Origin of the sequence: Paenibacillus sp. MB22_1, from assembly GCF_047200555.1 — a bacterium.
GTDB classification, from domain to species: Bacteria; Bacillota; Bacilli; order Paenibacillales; family Paenibacillaceae; genus Fontibacillus; species Fontibacillus phoenicis.
The window spans coordinates 998,533-1,013,098 of sequence record NZ_JBLADV010000001.1; the positions used below are offsets into that span (position 1 = coordinate 998,533).

Sequence of the window (14,566 nt, forward strand, 5' to 3'; positions counted from 1 at the left end):
GGCACTTTGCTCGATTGGGTGAACCTTATTTCTGCTTGGGCCGTACCGGTGATGATTGCCTTTATTCCGCTATATGCTTATTTCAAAAAAGTACCGGTCTACGAATCGTTTGTCGACGGGGCTAAGGACGGGTTCTCGACCGCCATCGGGATTATCCCGCATCTGGTTGGCATGATGGTGGCGATCAGCGTATTCCGCGCTTCCGGGGCGCTCGATTTCTTTGTCGGGTGGATGACCCCCTTTCTATCCTGGCTTCATGTTCCACCGGAAGTGTTGCCGCTTGGGTTTCTCCGGCCTTTGACCGGGACGGGCTCGCTTGCATTTACAACGGACCTGATCAAAACCTATGGTCCGGATTCGATGATCGGCCGGATTGCTTCCACCATCCAAGGAAGTACCGACACGACGCTTTACGTCTTAACGGTGTATTTCGGTGCCGTGGGGATCCGGAACGGACGTTATGCCCTAAAGGTGGGGTTATTTTCGGATGTAGTTGGCTTTATCGCAGCGATTGTCGTTTGCTTGCTCTTATTCGGTTAATATCTACATATCGTTTAGGTTTGTGAACCGCCCGCAGCCCTTCGCTGATGAGGCGGTTTTTGCGGTTTATTGGGGCCGCTATTGTGATTTTTCCATGAGGTGGGTATCATGTGTATGAGGTGACTAATGCAAATATGGAAAGATTACAGAAAATATTGGCCGCTGCCGGTGTGGCATCGCGCCGTAAATGCGAGGAATTGATTCTAAGCGGCAAGGTTCAAGTCAACGGTGAGACCGTCACGACGCTGGGCACGAAAGCTGATCCGTCTGTGGACGTCATTACCGTCGACGGCAAGCCGATCGGCGCGGAGAAGAAGCTGTACCTGATGTTCAACAAACCAAAAGGCGTCATCACAAGCGCTTCCGATCCCCAAGGCCGGAAAATCGTCACCGACTACTTAAAAGGAATCAAGGAGCGGGTGTATCCAGTAGGCCGGCTCGACTATGATACGGAAGGTTTACTGCTGCTGACCAATGACGGCGAATTTGCGCATCTGCTGACGCATCCGAAGCATCATGTACCGAAGACGTATCTCGCAACGGTCAAAGGGGTGCCGCACGGTACGGCGCTGGACAAGCTGAAGCAAGGTGTGATGTTGGAGGATGGTATGACGGCTCCAGCCGAGGTCGAGTACTATGACATCGATCCGGAGGAGAAATACGCAACCATCTCGATCACAATTCATGAGGGCCGAAACCGTCAGGTGCGCCGCATGTTTGATGCGATTTCGCACCCGGTGACACGGCTCAAGCGCATCTCCTTTGGTGATTTGGTTCTGGGTAACCTCAAACGCGGCCTGTACCGCCATTTGACCAAAGAAGAAGTCGACAGCCTCTACAAACTCGCCCGCACCACTACTCCCCCCACTCCAAAGCGCTAGAAATGCGGTGAACTGGAGGCGAAAGGCAACAGGGTGGAACGATTCTGAACAGCGAAGCGTCAAGGTCTTGCCTTGTAGATTGAACAAAAATACGGAGAATGGCAAAAGGGGAAAATGATTCTGGAGAAGCGGAGAGTTCGCCTTTGTGAGCGGAATTCTACCTTGAACTTGTTATGATTAAGAATTCCGCGAGCAACAGCGATCGTAAGAACATTTTGCCCGGTTGCCCCAGTCGTAGCTAACCTGTCGTTCAAACAACATCAAGGCCTATAAGCGATAGCAGGATCATACGAATCTTTTCACCTTACCGCCCTTTCATCGCATTTTCACCTCATTTCTAGCGCGTCACATAATATTCATATTTCCCCGGGCTGAAACTGCGGCGAATTCCGATATAATGTTCATAGAGTGTTCACGATTTGTTCAACACTTCATGATATTTTTCATAGAAAGGAAGTTAACTATGGGGAAGGCGAGACGGCCGATCCAAATCGTCATCTTGCTGTTGATCGTCATCCTAGGCGGATATGCGATCGGGACCGCAGTGTCCGGCGGCGAGGCCGATAAACCTAAACAAGGCGGGAATCCGCCGGCGTTTAAACTGCTCGGTTTGGATGGACAGGTACATACGTTAGACGACTATAAGGGCAAATCGGTGGTCTTGAACTTCTGGGCTACCTGGTGCACTTATTGCGTGAAAGAAATGCCCGCATTACAAGCCCAATGGGAAAAATGGCGCGATCAAGGCGTCGTCGTCCTGGGCATCAACACGGGCGAAGACGAGATGACCGTACAAAATTTCGTCAAGCAGACGGGCGTGGATTTTCCCATTTTATTTGATTCCGACAATACGACAACGCGCGATTACGGCATCGTGCCGATGCCAACGACGTTCTTTATCGGCAAGAACGGCAAAATTACCTCCATTCATCAAGGCGAGCTGAATTTGGATACGTTGGATGACCAAATCAAGCAGCTGGTGGGGCTTTGACGGCGAGAGGAGGACATAATCGGTGATCGAAAACACAAAATGCGAATGCGGCCACCAAAACCGGGTGGGAACCGTATTGTGCGAAGCCTGCGGCAAACCGCTGCTTGAGGAGGATCAGCAAGGCGGGCTGCTGGAGATGCGTTACGACGGGGTCGCCCGGCGGTCGCAGCGGACCAATCCCAATTTCATTGACCGGATTTGGAACTTCTTCTCCTCCGTCAAGGTAGCGATTTATCTGATCATCATCACACTGATTGGTGCGATGTTAGGCACGATATTTGAACAGGAAAGCAACTTTATTAATTTCGATCCTTCTACCTATTACAAGAACAAGTACGGAACGATCGGCGAAATTTATTACCGGCTGGGCTTGTCCCATACGTATGAGTCCTGGTGGTTTATACTGCTGCTGGTGATGATCGGAGCTTCGCTCGTGATCTGCAGTCTGGATCGCGTGCTTCCGCTTTACAAAGCGCTTTCAAAGCAAAAAGTGCGCAAACACCTGGAATTTCTCACCCGGCAGAAAATCGTTTATCAAGGGGAAATCAACGAAGATGGCGCGGAATGGGTTCAGCGAGCCGTCCAACCGTTGCGAAAGAAGCATTACCGGGTTTATACAGACGGCAGCGCCTTGCTGGCAGAGAAACAGCGGTTTAGCCGCTGGGGCCCTTACATTATTCATATCGGACTGATCGTTTTTCTCCTGGCGGTCTTGTTCCGCGGTTTGCCGGGTCTGCATCTGGACAAACATTACTGGTTCCCTGAAGGCGAAATCACGCATATTCCCGAAACGAACCTTTATTTGAAAAATGAGAAGTTTACGGTTGAATATTACAGCGAGGACGAAATGTCCGAGGAATTTAAAGCCAGAGGCAAGGTTGTGCCGAAGCTGTTTGAGACCCAAGCCGTACTGTATGAATGCACGGCGGATTGCGACGATCCTTCGAAGGAGCCGCAGCTTCGCGAAGTCAAGCGTCATGCCATTCGGGTTAACGATCCGCTCAGTTACAAAGGACTTCAAGCGTATCAGTTCGACTTTGATCTCACGCCGAAGCTAAGATCGGTGCAGCCAGCCTTAGTGGATGTTAAAACCGGGAAATCCTACGGTAAATTCAAATTGGACATGAGAAATCCCCAGCGTGAGTATGAAGTTGGCCCTTACCGGTTAACGCTGCAAAATAAATATATGGATTTTTCCCTGAACGACGAGGGAAAGCCGGTATCCATTTCCGGCGAGCCTAACGCGCCTGCCTTTTTATTTTTGATCAAAGGACCGGATCTTCCGGAGGAAGGCGCACAGTACATTTATTTTCCTAAACAGGTTGACAAGGAGCGGTTCCAGCAGGATGCGATTAACGAGCAGCTTGGGGGCGTACAATCGAAGCTGCGGCTGGATGTCCTTGGGATGGAAGACGTCGACTTTATCGAAGCGTCCAGTTATTTGAACATCCGGGTTGACCGGGCGATGCCGTTCGTTTGGCTGGGTCTTGGGATCGTGATGCTTGGACTGGTCTTAGGGTTTTACTGGCAGCATCGCCGCATATGGCTGCGTGTCGATGGCCGACAGCTGACGCTGGGCGGACATACGACCAAGAATTGGTTTGGCATGCGCCGCGAAGTTTCCGCATTCCTCCAATCGATGGGTGTAGAAGCGGATGAGAAGTCATTGGAAAATAGGGGGAAACATCCATGAACTTTTTGGAAATCAGCAGAGTCGCATTTATGACGGCCTTTTTGCTTTATTGTGCGGCTTTTATTTTTTATGTAGTGGCCGTAACAGGCAAGACGTGGCGCAACCGCGACCCGAAGCGCCATGAGAAGAATTGGGGACGCATTTCATTTGCCGTTTCCTCGCTTGGGTTGCTGTCGCATCTTGTCTATTGCGGTACCCGCTGGGCGTATAGCGGACATGTACCCGTCAGCAATATGTACGAATTCATGACGTTCTTGTCCATGATGATTATGGTGGCCTTCACTATTGTCTTTATCATTTATCGCAAAATATTGCTTGGGATGTTTGCACTCCCGCTGGCGATTATCATTATGGCTTACGCTGCTGTATTCCCGCAGGACGTTCAGCCGCTGATTCCATCGCTGCGTTCCATTTGGCTTTATATCCACGTAACGCTGGCGGCTACCGGCGAGGCGTTCTTTGCCGTTGGTTTTGTAGCAGGGTTAATGTACCTGCTAAGGGCCGTGGATTTTAAAGCGACCGATAAGGCAGGCCGCCGTCAAAAATGGTGGGTTGAATTTACGCTTTTTTCTATTATTATAGTATTGGGCTTCATTGTATCCGTCTTTGCCTTCCGGGCAGCCGGATATGAAGCTGTCTTCGTACAAAATCAGACAACGATTGACACCCAAGTGGAGCAGGATAGTACAATAGAAGATAAAGAAATTTATAATCTGCCACCGATCGTTGGTCCGCATCAAAGCGAGCCGGAGCACATTCAGCCGTTCCTCGGCATGAAGAAGCCTTTGTTTGATGCTCCTTCCTGGATGAGAGGGGAAACGGCCGGCCGCAAACTGAATACAATAATTTGGGCAATACTAACGGGTACCGTACTTTATTTGCTGCTCCGGTTAATTTTGCGCAAGCCGCTCGGCACAGCGTTATCGCCCGCACTGCGGGGAATCGACCCAGATGATTTGGATGAGATCAGTTACCGGGCGATTGCGATCGGATTTCCCATCTTTACGCTGGGAGCGCTCGTATTTGCCATGATCTGGGCGCAGCAAGCTTGGGGCAGATTCTGGGGTTGGGATCCGAAGGAAGTATGGGCGCTGATTACCTGGCTATTTTACAGTGCTTACCTCCATTTGCGCTTGTCGCGTGGCTTCCAGGGGCTCAAGTCTTCGTGGCTGGCTGTTCTGGGATTTCTCGTCGTGATGTTTACACTGGTTGGGGTAAATCTGATCATAGCGGGGCTGCACTCCTACGCGGGTACCGATTAACTCAGGCAATAATACCATATGGACTGCTCAACTGATTGGGTAAGATGATGAAGGGGTTGTTGTTAAATGTCAGATCAAACAAACCGCATTCTGGTAGTCGATGACGAGGAGCGGATTCGCCGGCTGCTAAAGATGTACTTGGAAAAAGAAGGCTACGAAATCGATGAAGCCGAAGACGGGGAGACCGCCCTGAAATTGGCGACTTCCAACGACTATGGTTTGATCTTGCTCGACGTGATGCTTCCGGGGATTGACGGCGTCGAGGTCTGCAATCGATTGAGACAAGTAAAAGCAACGCCGGTACTGATGCTGACGGCCAAAGGCGAGGAAATCAACCGCGTGCAGGGCTTTGAAGTTGGGGCGGACGATTACGTCGTGAAGCCGTTTAGCCCTCGTGAAGTCATCTACCGGGTTAAAGCGATCATGCGCCGCGCTTCCGCAACGGCTTATTTGACGAAGGAAAGCGGAACTAGCAACAATATCGTGTTCCCTCATCTCGTGATTGAGCATGATGCCCATCGGGTGACTGCAAACGGGCAGGAAGTCAGCCTGACTCCGAAGGAATATGAGCTGCTGCATTATTTGGCAGTATCGCCGGATAAGGTGTTTTCCCGGGAAGAGCTGCTGAAGGACGTATGGAACTACGAGTTTTTCGGAGATTTGCGTACGGTGGATACCCATGTGAAACGGCTTCGGGAGAAACTGAACAAGGTGTCGCCGGAGTCCGCCGCCATGATCACGACCGTGTGGGGCGTCGGATACAAGCTGGAGGTTCCAAAGTAAGTGAACTTCTGGAGAACGCTCGTTGGTAAGCTGTGGATTACGATCATTTGCTTGGTAGCCTGCGTCCTGATGTTGATGGGCCTGTTCCTGCTGCCCTATATTGATACGAACTTTACGAACTCTGGAGCGGTTAAACGATTATTTGTGATCGTCTCGATGATCGGATTTTCGCTCACAACGTTTTTTGCCTTGTTTCTGTTCACGAAGATTACGCAACCGATGCAGCAGTTGATCCGGGCTGCGGATTCGGTGCGCAAGGGCAAGTACGACACGCGTCTGTCTCTGCGTACGAGCGACGAAATTGGTGAACTGGCAAATACGTTTAACCATATGGCGGAAGAGCTTGAAAATACAATTCGCAGCTTAAAGCATGAGAAAGAACATCTTTCCAGCGTGCTAAGGAGCATGAATGATGCGGTGATCACGTTGGACCGCGAGGGCGCCGTCATTTTGACCAACCCGCCGGGCGATCGGATTTTGCAGCTCTGGGGCGATCTGACGGAGGATGGGGAGGAGGATTTACCTGCCTCTGCCGGGGAAGGGCAGATGGTTCCGCAACCGCTGCTTCCGATGTTCCGCCGTTTGCTGGTTCAAGAGAGCGACCAGAAGATGAATGTACACGTTATGAAAGGCGTATGGTCCGTACATATGGCGCCGCTGTCCTCGGACGGCGAGGTTCGCGGAGCCGTTGCCGTGCTTCGGGATGTAACCGAAGAAGTCAACTTGGAGAAGATGCGCCGCGACTTCGTGGCCAATGTGTCTCACGAAATTCGGACTCCGCTCTCGATGATGCAGGGGTACAGTGAAGCGCTGCTCGACGGTATGGCTTCTTCGCCGGAAGAGAGCGCTGAGCTCGCCCAAGTCATTTATGACGAATCCCTGCGGATGGGACGGCTGGTTCGCGATTTGTTGGACCTGGCCCGGATGGAGGCAGGTCATACGGATATGGTCATGCGCAAGATCGACTTTCGTGAATTGGCGGAGCGGGTGGACCGTAAATTTCAGGTCCGGGCCAAGGATAACGGGGTTGAGCTTGTGTTGGAGCTGGAAGACGGAGAGCTGCAGCTGCAAGCCGATGAAGACCGTTTGGAGCAGGTGCTGACCAATCTGCTGGACAATGCTTTCCGGCATACGCCGGAAGGAGGAAAGGTTACGGTCAAGGCTCATATGGAGACCGGCGAAATGGGCAAGCAGCTTCACGTAGCCGTATCGGATACCGGTGTAGGCATTCCGAGCGAAGATTTGCGATATATCTTTGATCGCTTCTATAAAGCCGATAAAGCACGGGTTCGCGGTGAGAACGGCGGGACGGGATTGGGGCTTTCGATCGTCAAAAATATCATCGCAGCCCATCACGGTTCCATTTGGGCCGATAGTGAAATCGGCAAGGGCACCGTATTTCATTTCTTGCTTCCTGTCGAATCGGAACAAACTACGTGATAACAAAAAAAACATCCTTCGCGAAGAGGGATGTTTTTTTGTTGAATGCCGCAGATAAATCTTGTTCATCGTGGAACAATGATTGATCTACGGCCTCATGAATATTCGTGTTATCTTGATTCGCGCCGTTACGCGAAAATGATATGCTGTGCTTTATTGATTTCCGGAAGCTTCGTCAACTCGTCCAGGACTTCCTTCGTTACTGCTTTATCCACAGTTAGAACCATGATCGCTTCGCCGCCGACCAGCTTACGTCCGACCTGCATGGAGGCGATGTTCACAACGTTCTTCCCGAGCAAGGTACCGACATGCCCGATGATCCCCGGTTTGTCGTTATGCGAGATGAAGATGAGATGGCCTTCCGGCGCGACATCAACCGGGAACTTGTCGATTTGGACAATGCGTGCACCGTATCCGTTCAGCAGCGTACCAGCGACCCGGCGCTCCGCTCCGTCCTGAGCCTTGAGCGTCACGGAGATCAGGTTGGTGAAGCCTTTGGTAGCCGAAGCCTGCGATACCACTACGTTAATGTCGCGGACCTTCGCCAGGTGCATCGAGTTAACGATATTCACGTCGCCACCGAAATGACGGGACAACACACCTTTGATAATGTAACGGGTCAGCGGCTGCGTATCCACTTCCGCCAGATCACCGGCATAATCGACATGAATTTCTTTGACAGCCTGATTGTTCAATTGAGACAGGAAAATACCAATTTTCTCGCCGAGCCCGAAGTAAGGCTGCAGCTTGTTCATGACGCTGGCTGCAACCGGCGGCATATTAACTGCATTCTTAAACGGTTCGTTGCGCAGGATATGGAGCACCTGCTCGGATACGTCAATAGCCACATTCTCTTGTGCTTCCACGGTAGAAGCGCCAAGGTGCGGGGTCACGATGATCTTCGGATGATGAAGGAACGGGTGGTCGGCTTCCGGCGGTTCTTTCTCGAATACGTCGAAGGCAGCCCCGGCTACGATCCCCTGATCGATCGCTTCAACCAGCGCCAATTCGTCAATGATGCCGCCGCGGGCGCAGTTGATGATGCGCATGCCTTTCTTCATCACTTCAAATTGAGGACGGGCGATCATATGCTTCGTCTCCGGTGTGAGCGGCGTATGAACGGTAATAAAGTCCGCATTCCGGATGATTTCGTCCACGGTGGCCAGCTTCACACCCAGCTTCTCCGCCCGATCTTCAGTAAGGAAAGGGTCATAGCCGAGAATATCCATGCCAAACGCTTTGGCACGCTTCGCAACCTCGCTGCCGATCCGGCCCATGCCCAGCACGCCCAACGTTTTGTTGCGCAGCTCGACGCCAAGGAATTTACGGTCCCATTCGCCTTTGATCGTCTTCGCATAGGCTTGCGGAATATGACGGGCCAGCGCCATCATCATCGCAAAGGCATGTTCACAAGTCGTAATCGTATTGCCGTCTGGAGCATTAATGACGATAATTCCGCGTTTCGTCGCCGCTTCCAGATCGATGTTGTCGACCCCAACGCCAGCGCGGCCGATGACTTTCAAGCGGGTTCCGGCTTCCATGATTTTTTCGGTGACTTTCGTTTGGCTGCGGACCAGGAGACCGTCATATTGCGGAATAATCTGCACCAATTCATCTTCGCTGAGACCTGGCTTCTTGTCGACCTCAACGTCGGCTGCATCCATCAGCTGCTGAATTCCTAAGTCGCTGATCGGATCCGATACTAAAACTTTAAACATGATGATTTGACCCTCCTAAAAGTTTTATATAGCAAGGCCTCCTTGAAAGATAGCAAGTATTGCTATCTTCGGAAGCATAAGCTGATGTGGTTGAGTTTCTTCATTGACGCTGTGTCCGATTACCGCACCAAAGAACCAAGGTGCCCAAGGACGCCTGGAAGGCAGTTGGCGTCGCTTAAACGGATTTAAATAAATCAAAAACTCTCAATCCGCACACTACTTCCGTAGTAAGGGACGAGAGTTATTCGTGGTACCACCCTAATTCGCTGCCCCTTCGCAGAAAGCAGCCTCAGTTGTCATTGCTGACAAGAACGATAACGGGTTCACCGGCTGCGCCTACTTTCATTTCAACGCAGCGACTCAGGAGCGCTAAAGCCATTCGTTCCGCTGCCGGTTTGCAGCACCACCGACTCTCTGGAAGCTTTCCGAAGGCTTCTTTCCTTCAAAGTGTTTCATGAGATGTAATTTTTCATAATGTAACACGGGCCTTGGCAAAGTGTCAACACCAACCTGAACATTTTTACAAAGTTAGGTGTTTGTCGTTCGGATTTTGCCCAAACTTGAATCCGTCCGAAATTTTGGTTATGATTTTACTAATGTCGAAAAGCGTCTGATTCCGGCGGACAGCGAAATGGCTTAATTCTCCGCAAAGAACGGCAGCTCCGGCAACGATTCGGAGGCGTAATACGTTGACTTCCATTTTACAAATTCTTTGCTCTTCACGGCATCCGTTTCAATTAAAACCTTAACAATAGAGCCGATGGAGTTCAATTTAAGCGCATCGGCTTTTCCGCTGCTGATCAACTGATCGATTTTGGCCGTGAAGTCCTGCGGCAAATAGGATACATAAAGCTGCTCGTTCACCATCATATCGGTGACGGCTTTATTTTTTACAGCAAGCGAATAACCGGACCATTCCTTAGTTCCGATGTTCTCTTTGTATGTATAGTCAGCAGAAACGCCGCTTTTGGTTTTGGCGGTCCATTTCAGCATCGAGGCATAATATTTCTTTTGCGCCTGCAGCCCATACTTTTTGGCGTTCACGGTGAACTCGTCTTGATTGATGATTTTGGCCAGCTCCATGCCTTTCTTGTTCCCTGCCTTAGATTTGATCTGGTCCATGCTTTCCTCAAACAGCTTCAGACTCTTTAAATAGTCGGTTTGGGCCTCCTTGAGCAAGGGGGAGGAGTCGGCGATGGATTGTACGGCAATTTGTTCATAGCTGGCTTTAGCCTTATCGCGGATGTCCTTCAGCTTGTCCGACGATACCGGCTTGGAGCTGTGGGTGATGTCTTCGATCAGCGTGAGGTAGTCCTCTTTAAATTGCTGATATGGCTGGAATACCACATAGTAGAACGTGACCAAATCCTGTTGCTGATAGGAGGTCTCGTTTTCCTCTCGAAACGTTATTGCTTTGAGATTCGCATATTTGGCTTCCGTCTTGTCGATCCCGAGATTGAGCCCAAGAAAGAACGTCCCAAACGCGGTAATCAACAAGGCGAGAAATCCAAGCGAGAACAGCATTTCAAATTTGGTGTTATTTTTTCGAATCATACTTATGCTCCTTACTATATTGATTTGAATGCGTTAAAATATTATAAAGGACAGGGTTTGACAAAAACTATGAAAAAGTTCAAATTGCGCGATGTAAAAATACAAAAAGTCGACCCCGGTCAGTTAAACGATCGATTGTTGCTCATTAATTTATATCTCACGCAAGGGCTTACATTACTTATCGGTCTTGTGATCTTGTTATTTCAGAAAAGAAATCCGTTTCATCTGTTCAATTTCCCGAATAGTGTCGAATTTGTGTACTGGGGAGCAGGATTTGCGGCTGTGATGTTCGGGGCGGATATGCTCTTGTCCCGGTTCATCTCGGAGGAAAGTATGGATGATGGGGGCATTAATTCCCTGCTCTTCCGTCATCGACCGATTTGGCATATCGTCGTGATCGCGGCGGTTGTTGCCGTATGCGAGGAGCTGTTGTTCCGCGGGGCGATCCAGTATGGGCTGGGTCCGTATTGGACGAGCATCCTGTTTGCAGCGATCCATGTCCGATATCTTCGGCATTGGATTCCGACGGCATGGGTGTTTGCGAGCAGCTACGGCCTCGGATTTATTTATGTACAAACGGGGACGCTTTGGGCGCCGATCTTATGTCACTTCTTGATTGATCTTGTATCAGGCCTGGTGATTAAATTTCGGAGGGAGTCATGAACGAGCATTTGAGCCGAATGGACCGTTACGGTCAGCAAAATCGAATGAAACGCAATGCTTCCATACAATCGCGGAATCTGGCCTCCGGCATGGCGACGGCTGAACTCACGCCGGAGCCTGCGGCGGTGAACGCCGAGTCGACGTATGCCGCTGTTCGACCCCGTAGCAGCCTGAAAAAGGAGCCTTTTCCCTTCTTGATCGCTGATGAGGAAACCACTCCTGTGCAGAAGAAGCCTGTCATTGGCGATGAGACGATGGTTCGGCTGCTTATTCCGCGTAAATCTGAGGCTGCAGTTTGGAAGGATAGGGATGCGCTGCAAGCTGCAACGGAGCCCGGATCTCCCAAGACGAAGGCGGCGGATGACGGTAAATTTGAATCTGCAGCTGTTGCTGCATTAGCTAAACTCAAAGAGCCGGTTCAGCGGTCATCCTTCAACTCAACGCAGGGTTCCCATCCGCTACATGGTATCGAGCATTTTGGTAATGCGCAGAGACCTTTATCTACCCTGTTGGAGGTAGAGCCCGATTTGGACAAGCTGCCAACACGCAAGGAGCTGTTTCCGTCACAACGTGTTAAAATGACCCGTTGGTTTTATAATTCACTTCTTTATGCTTTTGTCATTATTCTGATTTATTTGTTATGGTGGGGCTTAAGCGATTCGCCGTGGGGAAAAAGCCATGGTTTATAAAAAACTCAAGATTAAAACCGTCAGGTTATCTCCTGACGGTTTTTTGAATTCATTGTTATTTTGCTGCTTCGGAATCTGCATGATCAGGAGCTGGTCCGATACTCCGGGGGTCAACAAAGCTATATCCTTTCTGTTCCAGTTGGGTGAGCAATTCATCCAGCGCCTCTACGGTCCAAGGCAGCTCATGCATCAAGATGTTGCTTCCAGCGTGAAGCTGTTCCAGCACATTCGCGATGACCGCCTCAGGCTTGTTTCTGTTTTTGCTGTCCCAGTCGAGGGAACCGTTGGACCAAGTCATGTAAATGAGATCATTGTCGTCTGCGATTTGATGCGTTGTTTTGTTCCCTGAACCGAAGGGAGGACGGAAGAAACGTGGCGCTTCGCCGACGGTTTCCTTTACGATATTTTGCACATCTTCAATTTGCTTGCGCATATTCGCCGCGGACTCTTTCTTTAAGTCGATGTGATCCCAGCTGTGGTTTCCGATGATCTGCCCGCGGTCATGGATTAGCTGCAGCAGCTCGGGATGCGCTTTAACCCGGTACCCGTTAACAAAAAAGATCGCCTTAGCCTGGTGTTTATCCAGCGTATCGATCAGTCCGTCAATCATTTCCTTCTCCTTTGGCCCGTCGTCAAACGTCAGGAGAACCACCTTCTTGTCCACGGTCTCATCATTGGGCACTACGTTATACGCCTTATTAATGTGGTACATCAGGGGAGGTGCGGCCGCTTCAGAAGAGGTCTGTTCATCGGCTGATGATGACGAGTCCTCAGGCTGTTCGCCAACCTGTCCGGATTCATTGGCGCCATCATTGGCGCCATCTGGCGCGGTCGCTTCAGAAGAAGGAGCGGTGTTTTGGTTAGATGTGGCTGGTGTTATGGTTGCATCGGTTTGGCCGCATGAGCTAAGAATAAGACAAGCGGCGGCGATGGGCAGGAGCTTCTTGTGGAGCAAAGAAGTCAACTCGCTTTCCTGTATTTATGCCGCATGAGTTTAAGGGAATCCGCGAACACTACAGATGATTTTAACATAACCAAGGAGGTTTTTTACGTGAAATCTTCCTCATTTTTAGGCGGTTTACTGGTTGGCGTTTTCGCCGCGATGTGGGCTTCGCGACGGAAGCAAAGCCTGATGTCCGTGATGAGCGGTGCAGGCTCGGTCCTGAAGTTTGCGGGGATCTCCTCAAAGCGTACCGACAGCCCCACCGAAGATATTTCGGCAGCGCTGAAAACGGAAGATACGGCGTCTGCATCTGTCACAAAGGCTAAAGGGGCAGACAACGCCCAGGTGTATCCCAGTTCCGGCACGGTATCAGCGGCCGGTTCGAATCATTCGAAGGAATACAGTCTGAAGCAGCTGACCGACCTCATTAAAGGCGATCCCGATGTGCGCCGTGAAGTTGAGGCCATCCTCAAAGAGGCGAAAACCCCGGTTCCAGGTTTGTAATCCGTTTCAAAACACCACCACAAGAGTCATTTTCTGCCCCCTTGATGGGGTTACGGAAAATGATTCTTTTTTGTTCTATTTTAAAGCGTGCATTTAGGTGAAATAAGTGATAACATACATACAAAGAACCATTTTCAGCACACTTGACAGCAGGTTTCATAATCTGTTTTATAACAACGTATAGAGAGAGGAGGATCCTGTATGAAGATAGAAAGACTAGGCCAGGATAAGATACGGATTTTCCTCACGTTTGACGATTTAAGCGAACGCGGTATACAGAAAGAGGACATGTGGCAGGAAATTCCCAAAGTCCATGACCTGTTCACTGAAATGATGGATCAGGCTTATAACGAAGTGGGCTTTGACGCCACCGGGCCATTGGCTGTGGAAGTGTTCGCCCTTCCTGCACAAGGAATGGTCGTCATCGTTACGCGCGGCAAATACGATCACCATCAACATGGGATTGGCTCGCCTTATGAGGATGAACTGCCGGAAGAAGTTTATGAGATGGAAGTTACGTTGGAGCAAAGTGATACCATTCTGTATTCCTTTGACGATTTCGAGAATGTAATCGAAGCGGCACACGTGCTGAAGTCGATGCTTCACAATGCCGGCAGACTGTATAAATATAATGGAAAATGGGTTCTTCAGCTGGAGCCGGAGGAACTGGAGGAGGGCAAACATCCTGCTCTGATTGCAGTATTAGCTGAATTCGGCGAAGCGACATCGGTAACTACGGCGATGCTGGAAGAGTACGGGCAATTAATCATGGCTGATCATGCGGTGGATACGATTTGCAACCACTTCAAACGCCAGGATTGATTACGTCTCGTATGAAGGCAGACCCATGTCAATTCAGAAGAGAGAGAGACAAAGAACGGAAGCAGCCAATAAGGGGGGATAAC

General features: G+C 50.3%; 14 protein-coding genes and 1 other annotated feature. Of the genes, 11 read left to right on the forward strand and 3 right to left on the reverse strand.

Going from position 1 to position 14,566, the window contains the following annotated elements; all coding sequences use genetic code 11:
- Positions 1-6: 6 nt before the first annotated feature.
- The 7 genes from ACL02P_RS04535 (at position 7) to ACL02P_RS04565 (ending at position 7,590) form a co-directional block, all read left to right on the forward strand.
- Entirely contained in the window at positions 7-540 is a 534-nt protein-coding gene (locus ACL02P_RS04535; protein ID WP_009225843.1) for a spore maturation protein, read from the forward strand.
- Positions 541-674: 134 nt separating this feature from the next.
- Positions 675-1,421, forward strand: coding sequence for a pseudouridine synthase (locus tag ACL02P_RS04540; RefSeq protein ID WP_260071259.1), 747 nt, complete (start codon positions 675-677; stop codon positions 1,419-1,421).
- 463 nt (positions 1,422-1,884) lie between these two features.
- Positions 1,885-2,412, forward strand: coding sequence for a peroxiredoxin family protein (locus ACL02P_RS04545; protein WP_260071258.1), 528 nt, complete (start codon positions 1,885-1,887; stop codon positions 2,410-2,412).
- A 22-nt stretch (positions 2,413-2,434) separates the two neighbouring features.
- A complete protein-coding gene (locus tag ACL02P_RS04550) occupies positions 2,435-4,105 on the forward strand; it encodes a cytochrome c biogenesis protein ResB (protein ID WP_009225846.1) in 1,671 nt (556 codons plus the stop codon).
- Positions 4,102-5,367, forward strand: a complete 1,266-nt coding sequence (gene ccsA / locus ACL02P_RS04555; protein ID WP_412836876.1) for a cytochrome c biogenesis protein CcsA — start codon at positions 4,102-4,104, stop codon at positions 5,365-5,367. Before ACL02P_RS04550 ends, ccsA begins: the two co-directional genes overlap by 4 nt.
- 66 nt (positions 5,368-5,433) lie before the next feature.
- Complete coding sequence (locus ACL02P_RS04560; protein ID WP_323076748.1) at positions 5,434-6,150, forward strand: response regulator transcription factor; 717 nt, start codon at positions 5,434-5,436, stop codon at positions 6,148-6,150.
- Positions 6,151-7,590, forward strand: coding sequence for an ATP-binding protein (locus ACL02P_RS04565; protein WP_412836877.1), 1,440 nt, complete (start codon positions 6,151-6,153; stop codon positions 7,588-7,590). It begins immediately after the preceding gene.
- 128 nt (positions 7,591-7,718) lie between these two features.
- Here ACL02P_RS04565 and serA read toward each other — a convergent pair whose 3' ends face one another.
- Together serA and ACL02P_RS04575 are read right to left on the reverse strand one after the other, a co-directional pair.
- The gene (gene serA / locus ACL02P_RS04570) at positions 7,719-9,308 is read right to left on the reverse strand and encodes a phosphoglycerate dehydrogenase (protein ID WP_009225850.1); all 1,590 of its coding nucleotides are present in this window, start codon (positions 9,306-9,308) and stop codon (positions 7,719-7,721) included.
- Between the two features lie 227 nt (positions 9,309-9,535).
- Positions 9,536-9,763: a binding site (T-box leader), on the reverse strand.
- 181 nt (positions 9,764-9,944) lie between these two features.
- Positions 9,945-10,862, reverse strand: coding sequence for a hypothetical protein (locus tag ACL02P_RS04575; protein WP_009225851.1), 918 nt, complete (start codon positions 10,860-10,862; stop codon positions 9,945-9,947).
- Between the two features lie 69 nt (positions 10,863-10,931).
- Here ACL02P_RS04575 and ACL02P_RS04580 point away from each other — a divergent pair, with 69 nt between their 5' ends.
- Both ACL02P_RS04580 and ACL02P_RS04585 read left to right on the forward strand, forming a co-directional pair.
- Positions 10,932-11,525 (forward strand): CPBP family intramembrane glutamic endopeptidase, encoded by a 594-nt coding sequence (locus tag ACL02P_RS04580; protein WP_036645804.1) that lies wholly within the window; start codon positions 10,932-10,934, stop codon positions 11,523-11,525.
- Entirely contained in the window at positions 11,522-12,214 is a 693-nt protein-coding gene (locus tag ACL02P_RS04585) for a hypothetical protein (RefSeq protein ID WP_412836878.1), read from the forward strand. The genes ACL02P_RS04580 and ACL02P_RS04585 overlap by 4 nt, the downstream gene beginning before the upstream one ends.
- A gap of 55 nt (positions 12,215-12,269) precedes the next feature.
- Here the strand turns inward: ACL02P_RS04585 and ACL02P_RS04590 are convergent, their stop codons facing one another.
- Positions 12,270-13,178: a polysaccharide deacetylase family protein gene (locus tag ACL02P_RS04590; RefSeq protein WP_407673903.1), complete on the reverse strand. Its 909-nt coding sequence runs from the start codon at positions 13,176-13,178 to the stop codon at positions 12,270-12,272.
- 87 nt (positions 13,179-13,265) lie between these two features.
- Here ACL02P_RS04590 and ACL02P_RS04595 point away from each other — a divergent pair, with 87 nt between their 5' ends.
- Together ACL02P_RS04595 and ACL02P_RS04600 are read left to right on the forward strand one after the other, a co-directional pair.
- Positions 13,266-13,661 carry a hypothetical protein gene (locus tag ACL02P_RS04595; RefSeq protein ID WP_036645806.1) on the forward strand — a complete coding sequence of 132 codons (396 nt, stop codon included), beginning with the start codon at positions 13,266-13,268 and terminating at the stop codon, positions 13,659-13,661.
- A gap of 201 nt (positions 13,662-13,862) precedes the next feature.
- Entirely contained in the window at positions 13,863-14,483 is a 621-nt protein-coding gene (locus ACL02P_RS04600; protein WP_009225856.1) for a genetic competence negative regulator, read from the forward strand.
- Positions 14,484-14,566: the final 83 nt, after the last annotated feature.

What these genes read in the sequence shown, in the direction of transcription:
- ACL02P_RS04540 (WP_260071259.1), top strand. Translation starts at nt 675, where the DNA reads ATGGAAAGATTACAGAAAATATTGGCCGCTGCCGGTGTGGCATCGCGC.
- ACL02P_RS04545 (WP_260071258.1), top strand. Translation starts at nt 1,885, where the DNA reads ATGGGGAAGGCGAGACGGCCGATCCAAATCGTCATCTTGCTGTTGATC.
- ccsA (WP_412836876.1), top strand. Translation starts at nt 4,102, where the DNA reads ATGAACTTTTTGGAAATCAGCAGAGTCGCATTTATGACGGCCTTTTTG.
- ACL02P_RS04560 (WP_323076748.1), top strand. Translation starts at nt 5,434, where the DNA reads ATGTCAGATCAAACAAACCGCATTCTGGTAGTCGATGACGAGGAGCGG.
- serA (WP_009225850.1), bottom strand. Translation starts at nt 9,308, where the DNA reads ATGTTTAAAGTTTTAGTATCGGATCCGATCAGCGACTTAGGAATTCAG.
- ACL02P_RS04575 (WP_009225851.1), bottom strand. Translation starts at nt 10,862, where the DNA reads ATGATTCGAAAAAATAACACCAAATTTGAAATGCTGTTCTCGCTTGGA.
- ACL02P_RS04580 (WP_036645804.1), top strand. Translation starts at nt 10,932, where the DNA reads ATGAAAAAGTTCAAATTGCGCGATGTAAAAATACAAAAAGTCGACCCC.
- ACL02P_RS04585 (WP_412836878.1), top strand. Translation starts at nt 11,522, where the DNA reads ATGAACGAGCATTTGAGCCGAATGGACCGTTACGGTCAGCAAAATCGA.
- ACL02P_RS04600 (WP_009225856.1), top strand. Translation starts at nt 13,863, where the DNA reads ATGAAGATAGAAAGACTAGGCCAGGATAAGATACGGATTTTCCTCACG.